Source organism: Halomonas sp. H5, assembly GCF_050613175.1.
In the GTDB taxonomy this organism is placed as follows: domain Bacteria; phylum Pseudomonadota; class Gammaproteobacteria; order Pseudomonadales; family Halomonadaceae; genus Bisbaumannia; species Bisbaumannia salifodinae.
This window is the reverse complement of the sequence record NZ_CP192510.1, coordinates 999242-1018627: the sequence shown is the minus strand read 5'-3', so window position 1 is coordinate 1018627 and position 19386 is coordinate 999242. Positions and strand designations below refer to the sequence as shown.

The 19386-nt window shown below is 67.1% G+C and carries 15 protein-coding genes; 2 read left to right on the top strand and 13 right to left on the bottom strand.

The window, feature by feature from the left end; translation table 11 throughout:
• Window positions 1-20 precede the first annotated feature (20 nt).
• The 5 genes from ACQ1W9_RS04675 to ptsP form a co-directional block, all read right to left on the bottom strand.
• The gene (locus tag ACQ1W9_RS04675; RefSeq protein WP_431025556.1) at window positions 21-515 is read right to left on the bottom strand and encodes a hypothetical protein; all 495 of its coding nucleotides are present in this window, start codon (window positions 513-515) and stop codon (window positions 21-23) included.
• Window positions 516-872: 357 nt separating this feature from the next.
• Window positions 873-1871 carry a porin gene (locus ACQ1W9_RS04670; RefSeq protein WP_431025555.1) on the bottom strand — a complete coding sequence of 333 codons (999 nt, stop codon included), beginning with the start codon at window positions 1869-1871 and terminating at the stop codon, window positions 873-875.
• 293 nt (window positions 1872-2164) lie between these two features.
• Entirely contained in the window at window positions 2165-3901 is a 1737-nt protein-coding gene (locus ACQ1W9_RS04665) for a PTS fructose-like transporter subunit IIB (RefSeq protein WP_431025554.1), read from the bottom strand.
• A complete protein-coding gene (gene pfkB, locus ACQ1W9_RS04660; protein WP_431025553.1) occupies window positions 3898-4872 on the bottom strand; it encodes a 1-phosphofructokinase in 975 nt (324 codons plus the stop codon). The genes ACQ1W9_RS04665 and pfkB overlap by 4 nt, the downstream gene beginning before the upstream one ends.
• Window position 4873: 1 nt before the next feature.
• On the bottom strand, window positions 4874-7720 hold the full coding sequence (ptsP, locus tag ACQ1W9_RS04655) for a phosphoenolpyruvate--protein phosphotransferase (RefSeq protein WP_431025552.1): 2847 nt from the start codon (window positions 7718-7720) through the stop codon (window positions 4874-4876).
• A gap of 227 nt (window positions 7721-7947) precedes the next feature.
• On the opposite strand from ptsP, the gene cra reads away from it, so the two are divergent.
• Both cra and ACQ1W9_RS04645 read left to right on the top strand, forming a co-directional pair.
• Window positions 7948-8955 carry a catabolite repressor/activator gene (gene cra, locus ACQ1W9_RS04650; RefSeq protein WP_431025551.1) on the top strand — a complete coding sequence of 336 codons (1008 nt, stop codon included), beginning with the start codon at window positions 7948-7950 and terminating at the stop codon, window positions 8953-8955.
• 98 nt (window positions 8956-9053) lie between these two features.
• Window positions 9054-9959, top strand: a complete 906-nt coding sequence (locus ACQ1W9_RS04645) for a cation diffusion facilitator family transporter (RefSeq protein WP_431025550.1) — start codon at window positions 9054-9056, stop codon at window positions 9957-9959.
• A gap of 104 nt (window positions 9960-10063) precedes the next feature.
• On the opposite strand, the gene ACQ1W9_RS04640 is transcribed toward ACQ1W9_RS04645, so the two are convergent.
• The 8 genes from ACQ1W9_RS04640 to ACQ1W9_RS04605 form a co-directional block, all read right to left on the bottom strand.
• Window positions 10064-12238 carry an ATP-binding protein gene (locus ACQ1W9_RS04640; RefSeq protein WP_431025549.1) on the bottom strand — a complete coding sequence of 725 codons (2175 nt, stop codon included), beginning with the start codon at window positions 12236-12238 and terminating at the stop codon, window positions 10064-10066.
• Between the two features lie 42 nt (window positions 12239-12280).
• Window positions 12281-12694 carry a molybdopterin-dependent oxidoreductase gene (locus tag ACQ1W9_RS04635; RefSeq protein WP_431025548.1) on the bottom strand — a complete coding sequence of 138 codons (414 nt, stop codon included), beginning with the start codon at window positions 12692-12694 and terminating at the stop codon, window positions 12281-12283.
• 95 nt (window positions 12695-12789) lie between these two features.
• Window positions 12790-13317, bottom strand: coding sequence for a molybdopterin-dependent oxidoreductase (locus ACQ1W9_RS04630; RefSeq protein ID WP_431025547.1), 528 nt, complete (start codon window positions 13315-13317; stop codon window positions 12790-12792).
• A 282-nt stretch (window positions 13318-13599) separates the two neighbouring features.
• Window positions 13600-14418 (bottom strand): DUF2189 domain-containing protein, encoded by an 819-nt coding sequence (locus tag ACQ1W9_RS04625; protein WP_346061705.1) that lies wholly within the window; start codon window positions 14416-14418, stop codon window positions 13600-13602.
• Window positions 14419-14515: 97 nt separating this feature from the next.
• Window positions 14516-15187, bottom strand: a complete 672-nt coding sequence (locus tag ACQ1W9_RS04620) for a TIGR04282 family arsenosugar biosynthesis glycosyltransferase (RefSeq protein ID WP_431025546.1) — start codon at window positions 15185-15187, stop codon at window positions 14516-14518.
• The gene (gene arsS, locus ACQ1W9_RS04615; RefSeq protein ID WP_431025545.1) at window positions 15184-16143 is read right to left on the bottom strand and encodes an arsenosugar biosynthesis radical SAM (seleno)protein ArsS; all 960 of its coding nucleotides are present in this window, start codon (window positions 16141-16143) and stop codon (window positions 15184-15186) included. Before arsS ends, ACQ1W9_RS04620 begins: the two co-directional genes overlap by 4 nt.
• A 145-nt stretch (window positions 16144-16288) precedes the next feature.
• Window positions 16289-16717, bottom strand: coding sequence for a universal stress protein (locus ACQ1W9_RS04610; RefSeq protein ID WP_431025544.1), 429 nt, complete (start codon window positions 16715-16717; stop codon window positions 16289-16291).
• A 13-nt stretch (window positions 16718-16730) separates the two neighbouring features.
• A complete protein-coding gene (locus tag ACQ1W9_RS04605) occupies window positions 16731-19337 on the bottom strand; it encodes a TRAP transporter permease (protein ID WP_431025543.1) in 2607 nt (868 codons plus the stop codon).
• Window positions 19338-19386 lie beyond the last annotated feature (49 nt).

Here is a 19386-nt window from a genome sequence, read left to right as displayed (position 1 = left end):
TGCAACGAGACTGGCCGGCCTTATTTCAGGCAGATCTCATGCCACTTCTCGACGGAGAGCGGGCCGTGAATGGTCTGCTGCAGCAGTACCGAAGGTCGGCTGGTGTGGAACCGGTAGGCACAGCCCGACGGCAGCAGGGCCTGGTGGCCACGCTTCAGCACCACATGGCCCATGGGCGTGCCCTGGGGAGAAGGGCCGGCGTCGCGGGTGCCTTCGCCCTCGGTGAGCGGTGTTTCCAGCTTGAGGAAATCGACCCGCACCTCACCGTCCATGGCGATGGCGAATTCGTCATGGGCGCAGGTGTACCAGGGGGACGTCCCTTCGGCGCGGATCGTCTCGATAACATAGCCCAGGTTGAGGCCGACGATCACCTTCTCGTAGGGCGCCGACTGGCTCGCCACTTCGAAGATGTTCGAGAAGGCATACTCCTTGGCACTGCCCGAGATAAGCTCGACCGAGCCTTTGGAATAGTTGTCCAGGGAGGAAAATTTAGTGACAACGGATTGTTCAGTCATACAAGACAACTCCGAATTATTATTGAAGAATAACTTAGCAATCAATCACCAACCAAGCATGGCAATCATCGATCTATCCCACACATGTAGTGTCTCTACCAACAAGAAACCCAACAACCGAAATATTTTACTGAGTGAAATACCAGCCGTTTAACACTGACAACCAAAACCGCCTAAACCAAGATTTTATATAAACTGTCACAAGCAGGACAAAAAACGGAACCAAAAAACCGAACAACTGCTAACCAGCATAAAAATCAGACGTCATGAGAACCATGGATAAAGAATCAAATAGACTCAGCAGGCACCATGCCTACCGAGCCAAGCAAGCTAGTCGAATATCTGTGAGAACCAGCCTTAGAAGCTGACGCTTATACCCGCCGCCACGTTATTTTCTGTACGATCGTAGCGCCCCGCCTCAAGGAAGGCGTAGACATCCTGATTAAAGTGGTGGCGAATGGTGCCTACTAGGGCTTCATTGTCGAGACCAAAATTTTTGTCGTTTTCGGCGTAGCCAACGGAAAACGACCAGTCATCGGTCAGGTTGGCCGAGACATTGACGCCCCAGGCATCGAAGTCGGCAGGCCCATCGCTGTTCTCACGGTCATCGTTGTGCTCGTAGACTCCCCCCAACTGGACCATACCGAAGTCATATCCGATGCCGAAGGAGGTGCGGTAAAGGTCGTTGATCCCGGGACGACGTACTTGAGTGTGGCCGATACCAAAGTTCAGTGGCCCCTGATCATAGACCAGACGCCCCGTCACGATATCAATGTCTTGGTTATCCTGAGCGCTGGGGGTGATGACGGCACCGATGAACTGGAAGCCGCCGAACCGGGGGCTGCCGTAAGAGAGCACATCGCTGACCTGCTCGGCTTGACCGAAGATGGAGTTATTTCCGGTCTGGCCATGGAAGCGGTTGTACTCGAAGACATCGATATTTCTATAGATATGATTCCAGAAACCGGACGGCACCCGCGGCTGCAGACCCAGGGTTCCGTAATCGGTGATCAGCAGAACCCGGGCGGTACGAATATATAGCTCGCCTTCGTCCTGACGATGAGCACCAGGCGTCCAGGTCTGACCATCCACGGAATTGATGGCGTTAGCAAAATCGGCCACCAAGTCGTAGCGGATGCGAAGACCATCATTGATGACATAGACCCCACCCAAGCCAGCCTCGGCCTTGAAGGCCCAGAGATCCAGGTCTCGGTCATCGACATTCAAAATTCCGCCGGTGACGTTGCCCGACAGGGTAGGCCCGGAATGGTGAATCTCGGCTGCGGTTATGTCGGAACTGGCCACTACCAGTGAGAAGGCCAGGGGCACAAGCGCCCAGTGTGTCGTTGTTATCATTGTGTGTTCCCGTTATTTGTCCTGTAGCGATCCAGCGCGCTCAAACGCTGCGTCACAAGACTTCCGTAACCACACAATGCTTTCAAATGAGGAATTTCACAGAGTGAAATATCGGAGTTTTGTAAACCAACGTGAAGCCATACGATGGCTTCCAAGGGCATAAATTGGGGGAGATATCACGTAGAGCCCTAGAGACCGAACCATTATTTAGTTAATTCAACCACATGCAATGAATCAACAAAAAGGGCATGGCCATCATGGCCATGCCCTTGGCTTGTCGCCGCTCGGGTCGCTCAGGCGGCCACCGCCACCGGGGCGGCGCCACGCTTGATCAGGGCGTAGCCCAGGCCGGTGATCAGCGAGCCGATCACGATGGCGCCCAGGTAGAGCAGCGCCGGGGTGATGGCGTTGGGAATCAGCAGCACGAAGATGCCGCCATGGGGAGCCATCAGCTTGGCGCCCACCAGCATGGAGAGGGCCCCGGTCACCGCGCCGCCCACCATGCAGGCCGGAATCACCCGCAGCGGGTCCTTGGCGGCGAAGGGGATGGCGCCCTCGCTGATAAAGCAGAAGCCCAGCACGAAGGAGGCCTTGCCCGCCTCGCGCTCCGGCTCGGAGAACTTCGACTTGGCCACGAAGCTGGCGATACCCATGCCGATGGCCGGCACCATGCCGGCGGCCATGATCGCCGCCATGGGACCATAGGTCTCGGAGGCCAGCAGGCCGACGCCGAAGGTGTAGGCGGCCTTGTTGACCGGCCCGCCCAGGTCGAAGCACATCATCGAGCCGAGCAGGATACCCAGCAGCACGGCGTTGGTGGAGCCCATGCCCTCGAGGAAGGTGGTCAGGGCGGCGAGGATCCCGGCCACCGGCTCGCCGACCACGTAGATCATCACCAGGCCGGTGACCAGGCTGGCCACCAGGGGAATGATCAGGATCGGCTTGAGGGACTCGACGCTGGACGGCAGCCGGACATGGGTGGCCACCGCCTTGGCCACATAGCCGGCCAGGAAGCCGGCGAGGATGCCGCCGATGAAACCGGCGCCGATCTCCGCGGCCAGCATGCCGCCGATCATGCCCGGGGCGATGCCGGGGCGGTCGGCGATGGAGTAGGCGATATAGCCGGCCAGCACCGGGATCATCAGGGCGAAGGCGGTGCCGCCGCCGATCTGCATCAGCGCCGCGGCGAGCGTCCCCTCCTCCTGGAAGGCCTCGATGCCGAAGACGAAGGACAGCGCGATCAGCAGGCCCCCGGCCACCACCATGGGCAGCATAAAGGAGACCCCGGTGAGCAGGTGCTTGTAGACACCCTTCTCCTTGACGCCCTGCTTCGCCTCGCCCTTGCCCGAGGATGTGGCGCCGCCGGCACTCTCCACCTCGGCGTTCTCCAGCGCCGCCGCAATAGTGGCCTGGGCCTTCTTCAGGGCATTGCCGGTGGAGGTGCGGTAGACCCGCTTGCCGGCGAAGCGGGTGGGATCCACCTCGATATCGCAGGCCAGGATCACCACCTCGGCGGCGGCGATCTCCTCCTCGGTGAGCTGGTCCTGGGCGCCCACCGAGCCCTGGGTCTCGACGCGGATCTCGTGGCCCAGCGCCTTACCCGCTTCACTCAGGGCCTCCGCCGCCATAAAGGTATGCGCCACCCCGGTGGGGCAGGCGGTCACCGCCACGATGCGCGTGGCCCCGGCGGGGGCCGCCGGGGCCTCGGCGGCCGGGGCGCTGAACTCGTTGGCGTCGCGCTCGGCCCGCTCCAGGAAGGCCCCGGGGTCGGCCAGGGCCTCGCTCAGCGGGGCCTGGAAGAGGCGCTTGCCGGCGAAGCGTGCCGGCTCCGGCACGCGCTCCGCGGCCACCACCACCAGGTCGGCGGCGGCGATGGCCTCGGCGTCGAGGGGCGTGATGGGCTCGAGCTGGCTATGCATTTCCACCCGGGCCTGCCAGCCGAGCCGGCCGGCGGCCTGCTCCAGGCGACGGGCGGCGAGGAAGGTGGTGGCCATGCCGCTGGGGCAGGCGGTCACGATGATGACGTTCATGCGAGGGCTCCCCCTGCGTCCACGTCGTTGAGACGACGCACGCGGGTCTGTTGTTGGAGTTGATGGAGGTCCGGGGCCTGGGGATTCCCCACCCCGAGATGGCGTACCGCCTCGGCGGAGAGGGCCGTGGCCAGGCGCAGGGTGCGCTCGGCGGGCCAGTCGGCCAGCACGCCGTGCAGCATGGCGGCGACCAGGGTGTCGCCGGCACCCACGGTGCTGGCCACGTCCACGGCGGGGGGCAGGGCCTGCCAGGCGCCGCGCCGGCCCACCCAGAGCACGCCCTCGGCGCCGGCGGAGATCACCGCCTCGTCGACGCCGGCGGCGTGCAGGCGCAGGCCGGCGCGCAGCCGGGCCGCCGCCGAATCCAGGGGCTCGCCGGCCCAGGCGGCCAGCTCCTCCTCGTTGGGCTTGACCGCGGAGGGCCCCGCGGCGATGGCGGCGTCGAGCGCCTCTCCGCTGGTATCCACCCAGAGCGGCAGGCCATGGGCCTTGAGGCGGGTGATCAGGCCGGCCAGGTCCGCCGGGACGAGCCCCGGCGGCAGGCTGCCGGCGATCACCAGGGCCTGGGGGCGACGCTCGGGATCAGCCAGGCGCGCCTCCAGGCCGGCTTCCAGGTCCGCCAGGTCGGCGGCGGTCAGGCGCAGCCCCGGGCCATTGATATCGGTGACCCGGCCATCCGCCTCGGCCAGCTTGGCGTTGATGCGGGTCTCGCCGGGGCGGCGCAGGCAGGCGTCCTCCACCCCCAGGGCCTGGAAGGCGCGCAGGAAGGGGCCGTCGTTGTCGGCGCCGAGGAAGCCCGCCACGGCGACCTCATGGCCGAGGCCCACCAGCACCCGGGCCACGTTGACGCCCTTGCCGGCGGCCACCAGATGGGTCTCCTGGGTGCGGTTGACCTCGCCGGGGACCAGCCGCTCGAGGCGCAGCGACAGGTCCAGGGCGGGATTCAGGGTCAGGGTCAGGATCTTGGCCATATCAGCGCGCCTCCAGGGCATCGCGCACCGCCTCGGCGGTGGCCTGGGCCAGGGCCAGCTCGGCCCGGGCGCGGGCCTCTTCGAGATCGAACTCGCGCAGCCGCGCCTTGACCAGCGGCACCTGGCGGGCGCTCACCGAGAGCTCGTCGACGCCGAGCCCCACCAGCACCGGCACGGCGACGGCATCCGAGGCCAGCTCGCCGCACACCCCCACCCACTTGCCTTGGGCATGGGCGGCGCTCACGGTCATCTCGATCAGCCGCAGCACCGCCGGGTGCAGGCCGTCGGCCTGGGCGGAGAGCTCCGGATGGCCGCGGTCGATGGCCAGGGTATATTGGGTCAGGTCATTGGTGCCCACCGAGAAGAAGTCCACCTCGGCGGCCAGGCTCGGCGCCAGCAGCGCCGCCGAGGGCACCTCGATCATCACCCCCAGCTGGACGTCGGTGGCCCGCTCGGCCTCGGGAAGCTCTTCCAGCAGGCGATCGAAGAGGACGCGTACGGTGCGGAACTCGGCGACGTCCTTGACCATCGGCAGCATGATACGCAGCGGACGGCCGACACCGGCCATCAGCAGGGCGCGGAGCTGGGTCTCCAGCACCTCGGGACGGGTCAGCGCCAGGCGGATGCCGCGCAGGCCCAGGAAGGGGTTGTCCTCCTGGGGCACCGGCCAGTAGGCCAGCGGCTTGTCGCCGCCCACGTCCAGGGTGCGGGCCACCAGGGGGCGGCCATCCAGGGCGTCCAGGGCCTCCCGGTACTCGGCGATCTGGGCCTCGAGGTCCGGCGCCTGGGCATGGGCCATGAAGATGAATTCGGTGCGCAGCAGGCCCACCCCCTCGGCGCCCCGCTCCACGGCATCGGCGGCGTGGGCGGTGTTACCCAGGTTGGCGGCCACCTCGACGCGATGGCCGTCGGCGGTGGCGGCGGGTTCAAAGCGCGCCGCCCAGGCCGCCTTCTCGCGGGCCTCGCGCTCCTTGAGGCGCAGCTCGGCGCGATCGCGGCGCTCCCTGGAGGGCCGCGGGATCACCTGGCCCCGCTCGCCATCGAGGATCAGTTCGTCGCCATTACTCAGGGTCAGCACCCGCTCGCCGGCCCCCACCACGGCGGGGATGCCCAGCGCCCGGGCGAGGATGGCGCTATGGGCGGTGGCGCCGCCGCGGGCGGTCAGCAGGCCGCGCACCCGGGCGGTGTCCAGGCGCGCCACATCGGAGGGGCCCAGGTCATCGGCCACCAGGATATAGGGGTGCGCCGGCGGCTCGGGCATCGCCACATCACAGAGGATGCCCAGCACCCGACGCCCCACGTCGCGCAGGTCGGCGGCGCGCTCGGCCAGCAGGCGGTCGGCCAGGGCCTCCTGGGCCCGGGCGGCGGTCTCGATGGCCTCCCACCAGCCGGCCTCGGCGCTGGCACCGTCGCGGATACCCTCCAGGGCGGCCTGATAGAGCTCCGGGTCCTCCAGCATCTCCTCATGCATGGAGAGGATCTCCGCCACCTCGCCGCCCCGGGCCTGGGTCACCAGGGCCTCGAGCTGCTCGGCCCCCTCGCGGATCGCCGCGCCCAGGCGCCGCTCCTGCTCGGCGGCGTCCGCGGCCCGGGCCGGGTAGTCGAAGCGCGGGGTGCGCATCACGAACAGTGGCGCGATGGCCAGCCCCGGGGAGGCGGCCACCGCCGGATGGGGGCGATCCGCCGCCAGCGGCTCCGGCGCCGGGGCCGATGCCTCGACGGGCGGGGCATCGCGTCCCTCGTCGAAGGGGGTGACCCGCTCGCCGAGGCCGTCGCGCACCGCCTGGTCGATGGCGGCCAGGGCCTCCCGGGCGCCCTCCCCCTCGGCGGAGAAGACCAGCCGCTGGCCGCGGCGGGCGCCCAGGCCGATCACCTTGGTGAGGCTGGAGGCAGCCACCGCCTCGCCGCCCTCGGCCAGGCGTACCTTGATCGGCAGGCCCTGGGCCCGGGCCACCTGGATCAGCTGCTTGGCGGGGCGCGCATGCAGGCCATGGGCATTCAGGATCCGCACGCTCAGGGTCTGGGCCCCGGCGCCCTCGCCGGCCAGGCGTGCCAGCACGGTCTGGACCGAGGCCCCGGCGAGCTCACCGCCCTGCCCCGACTCCAGCAGGGCGCTGAGCCGCTCCAGCAGGCCGCGGTGGGCGTCGCCCTGAGCGGCCAGGCAGAAGACCCCATTGACGGCGCCGGGCTCGGCGGGAGTGGCCAGGGCCAGGGCCGGGGTGGCGACCTCGCGATGGCTATGGGCCAGCCACAGCCCCTGGCCCAGGGCCAGCGGCGCCTGCTCGGCGATGGCGGCGACGAAGCCAGGGGCCACGCAGCCGGCCTGGCGCAGCCGCGCCGCGGCGGCCAGGGCCAGCTCCTCGGCGGAGTGGGCCGGGAAGCCCAGGCACAGGGTCTCGGCATCCAGGCGCGCCTCGACCACCGCCCTGGAGAGCAGGGCGGCCACCTGGGCCGGCGAATCGGCGGCGGCCAGGCGTTCGCCGACGCCGTCGCGGTCCAGCACATGAGTCAGTTGACGCAGGATATCCAGGTGCTCGTCGCTCTGGGCAGCGATGGTCACCAGCACATGGACCCGCTGGCCGTCGTGCCAGTCGAGGCCGCGGGGAAACTGCAGCACCCGCACGCCGGTCTGCTTGACGTGGCGACGACTCTCGGGGGTGCCATGGGGAATGGCGATGGCATTGCCCAGGTAGGTGGAAGACTGTGCCTCTCGGGCGTGCAGGCCCTGGCGGTAGTCGGCCTCGACCAGGCCCGCCGCCTGCAGCGCCTCGGCGGCATGGTCGAGGGCCGCCTGCCAGTCGCTGGCCTCACAGCCCAGCAGGATGTCCTCCTGGCGTAGCGTCAGCATGGGTGCCTCCTATGATGGGCGCGCTTATCGCCCCGAGTTGATTCTAGTCGCCCCGCGGGGGGGGCCTGGAGAAATGATCGCTGGCTCAGATGAATCGTGTCACCTATGGTTTGATACAAGGCTGGATCGTGTCACCCGAATAATCAAGCGCCAGCCTATTCGACTTTCGCAGGGGGCAGGCCATCCCGCCATGACGTAGAATCGAGTCAGCCGTTAAGGAGAGGCCCATGACACTCGCCGAAATCGCCCGCCTGGCGGGGGTATCCCGCACCACCGCCAGCTATGTCATCAATGGCCAGGCCCGGGAACGGCGCATCAGCCAGGAGACCGTGGACAAGGTCATGGCCATGGTGGAGAAGCACCATTACCGCATCGATGCCCAGGCCGCGGCCCTGCGCCGCGGCGCCAGCCATACCCTGGGCCTGATCATTCCCGACCTGGAGAACGCCAGCTATGCGCGCCTGGCCAAGCGCCTGGAGCGGGGCGCCCGGGCCCAGGGCTATCAGTTGCTGATCGTCGGCTCCGACGACGACCCCGACAGCGAGCGAGAGCTGGCCCGGGCGCTGCGCGCCCAGCGTTGCGAGGCGCTGATCACCGCCAGCTGCCTGCCCGAGGGAGATCCCCTCTACGTCGAGCTGATGGCCGCCGGCCTGCCGGTAATCGCCGTGGACCGGGCCCTGGATCCGTCACGCTTCGTCAGCGTGGTCAGCAACAACCGCGAGGCCGCGCGACAGTTGAGCGCCTCGGTATTGGGCCCCGGGGTGTCCCGGGTGGTCTGGTTCGATGCGGTGGCGGAGCTCTCCATCACCCGGGAGCGCCGCGCCGGCTTCCGGGCGGCGGTGGCCGAGGGAGCCTACCTCAGCGAGATCGCCTGCGCCTCCCGCTACGACCGGGATCAGGGGGCGGCGCTGATGCGTGAGCTGCTGGCCGGCCCGGGCCTGCCGGAGGCCCTGATCACCGCCTCCTTCACCCTGCTGGACGGGGTCCTGGACGTGCTGCTGGAGGCGGGCGGCCTGCCTCCCTCGCTGCGCCTGGCCACCTTCGGTGACGATCGCCTGCTGGACTTCCTGCCGCTGCCGGTCAATGCCCTGCCCCAGGATCACGATCGCATCGCCGAGCTGACCCTGGCCCGGGCCCTGGAGGCGGCCCGCGGCCACTATGCCCCGGGACAGGTGCTGGTGGAACGCCGCCTGCATCGTCGCCTGCCCCTGGCCGCCCCCAGTCACTTGGTATAATATACTCAACACTTACTTCGCTAATCTCCCGAAACATCGGAAAACCTTGCCCCGAATGACGAAGTCTCGTTATTCGGGGTCGAGTCGTCGGTGAAAAAATGCAGCCAACCCTCGAGCAACGCACCCTCAAGCTCTCCATCTTCATGACCCTCTCGGTGGCCAGCCTGGGGGTGCTCTTCGGGCTGCTCTCCGGCTCGCAATCGATCCTCTTCGATGGTGTTTTCTCCACCATCGACGCCGGCATGTCGCTGCTCTCGTTGTGGGTCTCGCGACTGCTGATGCGCGAGTCCAGCCCGCGCTTCCAGCACGGCTACTGGCATCTGGAGCCCCTGGTGGCAGCCCTCAACGGGGCCATTCTCACCCTGTTGTGCTTCTATGCCTTCCTCAATGCCCTGCGCGGCCTGCTGGAAGGCGGCCGGGTGCTGGCCTTCGACCTGGCCATCGCCTACGCGCTGGTGGTGGCCCTGGTCTGCTTCGTCATGGCCTGGTACCAGCGCAGGGTCAATCGCCGGGTGGGCTCGGAGTTCCTGCGCATCGATGCCCAGGGCTGGCTGATGGCCGGGCTGATCACCGCCGCCCTGCTGGTGGCCTTCGCCATTGCCCTGTTGTTGGAGGAGACCGCCGCCGCGCCCTGGATCCCCTATATCGACTCCCTGCTGCTGGCGGGCCTGACCCTGGCCTTCCTGCCGGTACCCATCGGCATCGTGCGGCGTGCCATGAAGGAGGTGCTGATGGTGGCGCCCAGCGCCCTGGATCGGGAGGTGCGGGGCGTGATGGAGGGCGTGATGCGCCGCGATGGCCTGCTCGCCTACCATAGCCATGTGGCCAAGACCGGGCGCGTCTCGGTGATTGAGATCCATATCGTCACCCGCCCCGACTTCGCCGCCGAGGCCGGCGTGGCGGCGCTGGACGAGATTCGCCGGGAGATCGACGCCGGCCTGAGCATTCCCGCCGAGAAGCGCTGGTTTACCCTGGCCTTTACCGCCGATCCGCGCTGGGCCTGATCGACCAGGAATCCCGGCTCGCTCAGGCATCCGTCCCGGTATCGGGCAGGGCCTCCAGCCACTCCTCTAGAGCGACGCCTGCACTGCCGGGACGAGCCGGCCACTCAGGAATCTGCTTCTGGCAGCGCCGCCAGCCACTCCTGAAGGGCCACCTGCAACGGCGCCCGGGCCGCCTCCAGGGCCGTCATGGCGGCGCGCATGGGTGCCTCATTCTCCGCCCGGGCCTCGCGCTCCAGCTCACCGGCCAGATAAGCCAGGCGACGGGCGCCCACGCTGGCCGACTCCCCCTTGAGCAGATGCGCCAACTGCATGGCCTCGCGGCACTCCCCCGCCGCGACCCGGCGAGCCAGGGTGGCCAGGCGATCGGGGAGTTGCTGGCAGTAGAGATCGACCAGGGAGCGCACCCCCGGCGTACCCAGGCTGTCGCGCAGCTCTTCCAGGGTAGAGGCCTCCAGGTCATGGGCCGGCGCCGCCGCCGGGACCGGCGACGGAGGGGCCTCGGTGCCGCTCAGGTGATGGGAAAGCAGGGCCACCAGTTCGTTGCGATAGAAGGGCTTGGTGAGATAGTCGCTCATGCCCACGGCCAGGCATAGCTCGCGCTCATCGGCCAGGCCCCCGGCGGTCATCGCCACGATAGGCACCTCGGCCAGCCAAGCGCCCCGGGCGCGCAGCTGCCGGGTCGCCTCCATGCCATCCATTCCCGGCATCTGGATATCCATAAAGATCAGGTCGAAGTGCTCCGCCTCGGCCCGTGCCAAGGCCTCGACACCGTTCTCCGCCAGGCTGACCCGGCAGCCCAGGGATTCCAGCATGGCCCGGGCCACCTGCTGGTTGACCGGGTTATCCTCCACCACCAAAAGTCGCGCCTCGAAGCGCAACGCTGTCGCCGTCTCGGTCACTGCCTGGGGCGCGGCCACCGCCCCCTCCACCACCCGCAGGGGCAATTCGACCCAGAAGCGGGTGCCCTCCCCCGGCCGGCTCTCGAAGTCGATCTCGCCCCCCATGGCCTCCACCAGGCGGCGACTGATCGCCAATCCCAGGCCGGTGCCGCCGAAGCGCCTTGCCGTGGAGGCATCGCCCTGACGAAAGGGTTCGAAGAGCTGGGACTGGGCCTCCTCGCGGATGCCGCAGCCGGTATCGATGATCTCCAGGCGAAGCCGCCCCGACTCCAGCCAGTGGCCGGCCAGGCGTACCTCGCCCCGTTCGGTGAACTTGATGGCATTGGAAAGCAGATTGAGCAGGACCTGGCGCAGGCGACCGGGATCCCCCTCCAGGCGTCGCGGCAGGGCCGAGTCCAGGTCGCAGCCCAGGGCCAGGCCCCGCGAGCGAGCCCGGGGAGCGAAGAGCATCAGGGCCCCCTGCACCACCTCGCGGAGGTCGAAGCTGGTTTGCTCCAGCTCCAGGCGACCGGCCTCGATCTTGGAGAAGTCGAGGATGTCATTGATCAGGTTGAGCAACAGGCCGGCGCTGTCATGAATGGTCGAGGCATAGCGACGGGCGGCGTCATCCAGGGGGCGTCCCAGCAGCAGATCACTCATGCCGATCACGCCGTTGAGGGGGGTACGAATCTCGTGGCTGACGGTGGCCAGGAACTCCGACTTGGCCTGGCTGGCCGCCTGGGCCTGGCTGGCGGAGACTTCCAACTCCTGGCTGAGGCGCTCCAGGGAACCCCGGGCCCGGGCATGATCGCGCACCTCGCGAAACAGGGAAAGCGCCACCAGGGCCCCGGCCAGGCTCATCAGCAGGATCATCACCAGTAACAGGGTATAGAGTCCCTGGAGGTTGCTGCGCTCCTGGTGAGCACTCTCGGCCAGGAAGCCGTTGATGATCACCACCAACTGTTCGGTATTGTGGCCCAGCGCCGCCAACTGTTCATCCAGGCGCCGGCGCAGGGCATCATCGAGCCGCGGCTGGGAATAGATGGCCTCGTCCAGGGCCTCGATCTGCGTCACCAGGGTCGGCATCATGCGGCTGGCGGCGGGAATCGACGCCAGCAAGGCCGCCAGCTCGCCACGCCGCAGCAGGTTGATCCGGCTATAGAGCAGCTCCAGGCGCATGCGTAGCGACTCCAGTTCCTCCCCTTCCTGCATGGCCAACTCGTTGCGTAGCTGGACCACCTCCCGGTCGAGCTTGTAGGCGGCCCAGGTGGTATCCCCCCCTACGCTCTGGGCCAGGCTCTCCTGGCGCCATAGCACCAGGCCGGTGACGATCACCGCCGCCGAGAAGAAGGCCAGGGCGGCGAAGACCCCCAGCTTGAAACGAATTGGATAGCGCAGCATCGTGTTCTGGCCTCCCTGCCCGGCCCGGGATGATCGCCGGGGCTACTCCACCACCACCCGGTGGACCTGCCACACCGAACGAAAGCGGATCGTCTCGTTGCGCAGCGCGGGATTCTCGTCGAAGGGATAGAGCACGAAGATGGGCCCATAGTCGCGGATCGGCATCCGCTCACCATCTCGCTCCATGGCCAGGATCACGTCGTGGCGCTGGAAGTCACTGACCGGAATTTCGGCCATGAAGTTATTGAGGGCGCTGACCTTGAGGGTCTCGCCCTGGGCGCCTACCGCCGTCAGCAGGGCGCGGGCCAGGGGACCGCGGTACCGGCTGACGCCATTGGTCCAGGGGGTCGAGGTCTCGATGCTCCGCCAGGGCAGCGCCTCGAGCATTCGACGATCGAAGTGAGCCTCGCCACCCACATTGGTATGGGTGATATTGCCGCTCACCACCAGGAGCACGGCCTCCTCTGGGGGGCGCAGCCCATGGGCCAGGGCCGCGGAAAATGGCAGCAGTGCGAGGCAGCCGATCAGTAAGCTTAGTGCACATCCCTTCATCACTGCCGACCCTCGAGAGCATGAATATGCAGATTCGCCAGATGCCAGACCGAACGAAAGCGAATCCGCTCGTTTAGCAACTCTGGCTTTTCATCGAAGGGGTAGAGCACGAACAGCGGCCCGAGATCACGCATGGCCAGTGGCTGCCCCTCCTGCTGGATGGCCAGCATCACATCATGATGTACCAGATCAGAGAGAGTAATCTCGGCCCGGAAGCCGTCCAGGGCCGTGGCCAGCATACTGCCATCGATCGGGGCTCCCACCCAGGCTAGCAGATCGCGTATCAAGGGTCCCTGATAGCGGATGCGGCCATCCGTCCAGGGGGTCGTGGTGCAGCGCTGGTGTTGTGGCAGAGCCTGAAGCATCTGTCGATCAAAATGCGCCTCGCCTTCGCTATTACTCTTGGCGATCTCTCCGCTTATGCGCAGAAGCACCGGCCCTTGAGGGGGGGGCAACGGAGCATTGGCCAGGGCTGGGGCGATACCCAGCAGGCCCAGGCAGAGCCACACGATTGCTAGATTTTTCATGAGTCGAGGAAGTCACTGAGGCGCCACTCCTTGTCCCAAGGAAGACGTCCGGTTGGGGCGGCACCCGGGCTCCTTATGCCACCTGCCCAGGCTAGCACGAGTCGGCCAAGGAGAAACGGTGCGTTTTCCGCGGGCCGGAGTGGCATGCCCAGACTTCATTAATTTTATCTTATTTATATGGTCGCCCGATACCCAAGACCCTTCGATGCCAAACCCGGTGGTTGGATAGACGACGACAGGGGGCCGAAGCCCCCTGCTCGCGACACCGCTGGCGATTCTATGTCAGGCCTCGTCGGCCCGGCCGGGATGCTCGATACGTACCAGGTCCTCATAGGCATGCCAGCTGGCATGACCCAACACCGGCAGGATCAGCGCCAGGCCGATATAGAAGGTCATCACCCCCACCAGCACGCAGCCGGTGAGCATGACTGCCCACAGCAGCATGGGGCGGAAGTTGCGCGCCACGGAACGGATACTGGCCTCGATACCCTCCATGAAGGTGAGGTCCTGATCCATCAGGGTGGGAATCGCCACCACACTGATGGTAAAGGCGCCGAAGGCCAGGACGGCACCGATGGCGGTGCCCACGGCGAGCATGCCGAGCCCCTCGGGGGTGGTCAGCAGGGCGGCGTAGAGGGTCTCGGGACTGGGCACCTCGAAGCCGAAGAAGAGCGCGAAGAGCAGCGTGGCCAGGCGGATCCAGGCGAGGAAGAAGATCATCATCATCACGCCCATCATCGCCAGTTGGCCGGTATGGGCGGTCCAGGCACCGAAGGCGTCCCCCAGGGTCGGCGAGCGCCCCGCCTCCAGGGCTCGGCTGATGCCGTAGGAGCCCACCGCCACCAGCGGGCCGAGGAACATGAAACCCGCCACCAGCGGCAACAGCCAGTGCCAATAGCCCAGGGTAAAGGCCCCCGCGGTCACGGCGATACTCAGGCCCACCCAGAACAGGCCATAGGCCAGGCTCACCGCCGTGGCCCGCCGGAAGTCCTGAAAGCCTGAGGCCAGCCAGGCCTTGGGGCGGTCCATCCCCACCGGGTTAATGGAGATCTTCACCACGGCATCGGTCGGCTTGTGATTCTTGGATGCTGCTGCACTCATGGAACAACCCCTTATCCCGCAAGCGGAAATCAGACCCTGGGCAGGCGCCTCGACACCCGGGTCGATGGAGGACACAAGGCTGGATGCCTCTACACTGCTAACTGTAGTCGAGGCACTGACGACCCGCCGCGCTTGCCTTCAACGCCCGGTGTGCGCTCCCGTCCCGAGGCCGCAGCGCCTCCAGCCGGGGCAGGTCCGCGGGGCGATCCAGGTCCCAGACCCTGGCCGGCTCGACCCAGCGCCAGCCGATCCGGGTCAGCGCCTGGCGGGTGGCGGCCATCACCGCCTCGCTTCCCCAGGCGATATCGTCGAAGAGCGCCGGCTCCCGCCGCCATAGGCCGATCAGCCCATAGCCGCCATCCTCGGCGGGCAGGAAGACGGCGTCCCGCTCGGCCAGGGCCTCCCAGCAGTGTACCAATAGCGCCGGCGTGATCCCCGGGCAATCGGCGCCCATCAGTAGCCGCGGCGCCGGCCGCCGCGGCTCGGCGAAGACCGCCGCCATGCGCCTCCCCAGGTCTCCCTCCTGCTGGGGCTCCAGCGCGATATCGAAGGCCCGCCGGCACTCGGCGAAGAAGGGGTGGTGGTGATCCAGCGCCGTCCATAACCGCACCGGCCCCAACCCCAGCCGCGCCGAGGCCTCGCAGGCCGTGCCCAAGGCTCGCCAGACCAGGCGCCGATGCAGGGCCGCCGCCCCCTCGGCGCCCAGCGCCGGAATCAACCGGGTCTTGGCCTGTCCCGGGAGCGGCGCCTTGGCGAACAGCTGGATCATGTCAGGGCCCCGCCGCAGCTGCTGCCCTGTCCGGCGGTACAGCCATAGCAGTGGTCGGCGATGCGGATCGGTGCCCCCTCCAGGTCACGCTCCAGCAGCTCGCGCAGGTGCACCGGCCGCGGACTATCGCCCAGGGGCATGGCGAGCTGCTGGTTGAAATCGCAATCATGCACCCGTCCCTGGTAATCCACCGACAGGGTCGAGCGGCACATGACCCCTTCCAGGGTGGCGGCGTTGTAGCTGGCCTTGAGCAGCGCCAGGTAGTCATCGAACTGTCCCTTGGAGATCAGGGTGCTGCCGAAGCGCTGGATGGGCATATTGGCCAGGGTAAAGAGGCGGTTGAAACGGATGCCGAAGTGCTCCCACAGCTCGTGATGGTAAGCCGCCTCCAGCGGCGCCTGGGGCGGCGGCAGGCTGGGGCCCTGGGGGTTGTAGACCAGGTTCAGCACCAGGTCGCCGTCCGGCTCGCCATAGCCCAGGGCATTGAGGCGCCGGAGCCCCGCGACGCTGGCCTCGAAGACCCCGTCACCGCGCTGGGCATCGACGTTGGCGGCGCTGTAGCAGGGCAGCGAGGCCACCACCTCGACGCCCTGCTCGGCCAGGAAAGCGGCCAGCGTCTCCTGCCCCGGCTCCTCGAGGATGGTCAGGTTGCAGCGATCCATCACCTTGATGCCCAGGGCCCGCGCCTGGCGTACCAGGTGCCGGAAATGCGGGTTGAGCTCCGGCGCGCCGCCGGTGAGATCCAGGGTGGCAATGCCCTGGCGGCGGATAAACTCCAGCATCAGCGCCATGGTCGGCCAGTCCATCTCTTCCTGGCGCCGGGGGCTCGCGGCCACATGGCAGTGCAGGCAGGACTGATTGCAGCGGTAGGTGAGGTTGGCCTGCAGGGTCGTGAGGCGCCCCCGGCGCAGGGGCGGAAAATCGGTGGCGATCAGGCGGGGCAGGGTCGCGTGCATGCCGGCTCCTTGAGAATGACGACGGGGCTCCCCCTTCGGTCGTGTCTACGCCAATGACCTTACAGGAAAGACGCGCTTCCCGACGCGCCGCTTGCCCACGGCGACGCCCATCTCGGGGGTGGGCGTCGCCGGGTCAAGCGGCACCTCAGCGCACGATCATCACCGAGATCTTGCTGTGATGCACCACATGCTCCGCATTGGGCCCCAGCACATAGTCGACGAACTTGCGCTTGTTATGGGAGGCCATCACGATCAGGTCCACCTCGAGCTGCTTGGCGGCCTTGATGATCGCCTCCCAGGGCGAGCCCTCGACGATGGTCCGGTGCACCTCGATGTCCTCGGGCACCTGGTCGAGGATGAACTGCTTCTGGGCCTCGCTCAGGGACTGGTGGGCCTTCTCGGTGAAGTCCTTGGGAAAGTAGGCCCCCACCATGGGCATGCGGAAGTCGGGCATCACCGTCACCACATGCAGGGAGGCGCCGAAGCTGCGACACAGGGTCAGCGCCGTGGGTAGCGCCTTCTTCCAGGAGCCCTCCTCGTTGAGGTCCACCGGCAGCAGGATCTTCTGGTACATGGCTTATTCCCCCTTATCTGGCCGCCGGAGCGGCCGTGGTGTCGCGGCGACGACGCTGCAGGACGACGATCAGGCCGAACACCAGGAAGGCCGGGATCCACATCAGCTCCTTGGGCCAGCGATCCACCGGCGCCATCACCGAGAGGATCTGCTGATCGAAGAACATCGCCTCGAAGCCGATCTGCTCCGCCTGGCTGCCGAAGGCCACGTTATCCACGAAGGTGCCCCCGTCTTCCTCGCTGCGCAGGCTCAGGCCCAGCGCCTCCATGCGTTCCTCGCCGGTCTCGCCGTCGGGCACCGGCACCAGCAGGTAGCGGGTGAACTGGTCGCCGAAGTCGTCCTCGTCGAGGATCTCCACCCGCAGGTTGCTGCCCTCGTCCACCATGCCCAGCGCCTGGGCGAACTGCGCCGGCGGCACCGACAGGTAGGGGTCATGGATGCGATCCATCCAGAACCCCGGGCGGAACAGGGTGAAGGCCACCAGCAGCAGCAGCAGTGATTCGTACCAGCGGTTGCGGGCGACCATGAAGCCCTGGCTACCGGCGGCGAAGATCAGCATGGCGATGGTCGCCACCACGAAGATCAACAGGCCCTGCCAGAGCCCCACCTCGATCAGCAGCAGGTCGGTGTTGAAGATAAACAGGAAGGGCAGTGCGGCGGTACGCAGGCTGTAGTAGAAGGCCTGGAAGCCGGTACGAATGGGATCGCCCCCAGAGATCGCCGCGGCGGCGAAGGAGGCCAGCCCCACCGGCGGCGTCACGTCCGCCATGATGCCGAAGTAGAAGACGAAGAGGTGCACGGCGATCAGCGGCACGATCAAGCCGTTCTGCTGACCCAGCAGCACGATCACCGGGGCCATCAGCGACGACACCACGATATAGTTGGCGGTGGTGGGCAGGCCCATGCCGAGGATCAGGCTGAGCACCGCGGTGAGCAGCAGGATCAGCATCAGGTTGCCCATAGAGAGCACCTCCACCACGTCCGCCAGCACCAGGCCCACCCCGGTCTGGGAGACGGCGCCGACGATGATGCCGGCGGTGGCGGTGGCGATACCGATGCCGATCATGTTGCGGGCCCCGGTCACCAGGCCATCCCACAGATCGAGGAAGCCCTCCTTGATATCCTCGGCCAGGCGGCTGCGGCCGCGGAAGAGGGCGGTGATCGGGCGCTGGGTAATCATGATGGCGATCATGAAGACCGTGGCCCAGAAGGCCGAGAGCCCCGGCGACAGGCGCTCGACCATCAGGCACCAGACCAGCACGATCACCGGCAGGATAAAGTGCAACCCCACCATCACCGTGGGCCGCGTCTGCGGCAGTTCGATCACCTCGGAATTGGGGTCGTCCAGCTCCAGCTCCGGGTAGTTGGCGCCGACCTTGAGCAGGCCCACGTAGACCACCGCCAGCACCACCGCCACCACCCAGGGGGTGGCAGCGCCCAGCAGCGGCTTGAGCCAGCCCAGGCCGTAGTAGACGCCGAAGGAGAGCGCCATCAGCGCCAGCAGGCCGGTGAGGAAGCCGATCACCTTGTTGAGGAAGGGACGCGCCGGGTTACTGGAGGGCAGCCCAGACATGCCGGCCTTGAGGGCCTCCAGGTGAACGATATAGATCAGCGCGATATAGGAGATCAGCGCCGGCAGGAAGGCGTGCTTGATCACCTCCACATAGGAGATGCCCACGTACTCCACCATCAGGAAGGCCGCGGCGCCCATGACGGGCGGCATGATCTGGCCGTTCACCGAAGAGGAGACCTCCACCGCCCCGGCCTTGTTGGCGGAGAAGCCGACCCGCTTCATCATCGGGATGGTGAAGGTGCCGGTGGTCACGGTATTGGCGATGGACGAGCCGGAGATCAGCCCGGTCATGCCCGAGGCCACCACCGCCGCCTTGGCGGGGCCCCCGCGGTAGTGACCCAGCAGCGAGAAGGCCACCTTGATGAAGTAGTTACCGGCCCCGGCCTTGTCGAGCAGGGCGCCGAACAGCACGAAGAGGAAGACGAAACTGGTGGAGACCCCCAGGGCGATGCCGAAGACCCCCTGGGTCGTCAGCCACTGGTGGTTGATCAGGCCGTAGAGGCTCACTCCCCGGTGGGCGAGGATGCCCGGCATATGGGGCCCGAACAGCGAATAGACGATAAACACCGCGGCCACGATCATCAGCGGCGGCCCCAGGGCGCGGCGGGTCGCCTCCAGCAGCAGCAGGATGCCCACCACCCCGACCACCACGTCCTGGGTCAGGGGCGCCCCGGGACGCTCGGCGAGCTCGGCATAGAAGAGGAACATATAGGCGCCACAGAAGGCGGCAACCCCGGCGAACAGCCAATCCTGCAGCGGAATGCGCTCCCGGGGCGAGCGCTTCAGCGCCGGATAGGCCATAAAGGCCAGGAAGAGCGCGAAGGCCAGGTGAATGGAGCGCGCCTCGGTGGCATTGAAGACCCCGAACCGGAAGAGGTAGGGCAAGGGAGACGCGATCCACAACTGGAACAGCGACCAGGCCGCGGCGATGCCCACCAGCAACTTGCCGGGCGCCCCCAGTGGCTTGCGCGCCCCGGAGTCGGTGGAGGCCACCATCTCCTCCAGGTCGACTTCCGAACCCTGCGGTCTCTGCTTGTCGTTTGTCATAAGCGGTTCCTGCCTGTTTGATCGAGCCACCGAGTCAAGGGTTCTGCCA

Bases quoted from the DNA above. Each gene is read 5' to 3' on its own strand.
- ACQ1W9_RS04675 (WP_431025556.1), bottom strand. From the start codon at position 515: ATGACTGAACAATCCGTTGTCACTAAATTTTCCTCCCTGGACAACTAT.
- ACQ1W9_RS04610 (WP_431025544.1), bottom strand. From the start codon at position 16,717: ATGTACCAGAAGATCCTGCTGCCGGTGGACCTCAACGAGGAGGGCTCC.
- ACQ1W9_RS04640 (WP_431025549.1), bottom strand. From the start codon at position 12,238: ATGCTGCGCTATCCAATTCGTTTCAAGCTGGGGGTCTTCGCCGCCCTG.
- ACQ1W9_RS04665 (WP_431025554.1), bottom strand. From the start codon at position 3,901: ATGAACGTCATCATCGTGACCGCCTGCCCCAGCGGCATGGCCACCACC.
- cra (WP_431025551.1), top strand. From the start codon at position 7,948: ATGACACTCGCCGAAATCGCCCGCCTGGCGGGGGTATCCCGCACCACC.
- ACQ1W9_RS04620 (WP_431025546.1), bottom strand. From the start codon at position 15,187: ATGATCCAGCTGTTCGCCAAGGCGCCGCTCCCGGGACAGGCCAAGACC.
- ACQ1W9_RS04625 (WP_346061705.1), bottom strand. From the start codon at position 14,418: ATGAGTGCAGCAGCATCCAAGAATCACAAGCCGACCGATGCCGTGGTG.
- arsS (WP_431025545.1), bottom strand. From the start codon at position 16,143: ATGCACGCGACCCTGCCCCGCCTGATCGCCACCGATTTTCCGCCCCTG.
- pfkB (WP_431025553.1), bottom strand. From the start codon at position 4,872: ATGGCCAAGATCCTGACCCTGACCCTGAATCCCGCCCTGGACCTGTCG.
- ptsP (WP_431025552.1), bottom strand. From the start codon at position 7,720: ATGCTGACGCTACGCCAGGAGGACATCCTGCTGGGCTGTGAGGCCAGC.
- ACQ1W9_RS04670 (WP_431025555.1), bottom strand. From the start codon at position 1,871: ATGATAACAACGACACACTGGGCGCTTGTGCCCCTGGCCTTCTCACTG.
- ACQ1W9_RS04605 (WP_431025543.1), bottom strand. From the start codon at position 19,337: ATGACAAACGACAAGCAGAGACCGCAGGGTTCGGAAGTCGACCTGGAG.
- ACQ1W9_RS04630 (WP_431025547.1), bottom strand. From the start codon at position 13,317: ATGAAAAATCTAGCAATCGTGTGGCTCTGCCTGGGCCTGCTGGGTATC.
- ACQ1W9_RS04645 (WP_431025550.1), top strand. From the start codon at position 9,054: ATGCAGCCAACCCTCGAGCAACGCACCCTCAAGCTCTCCATCTTCATG.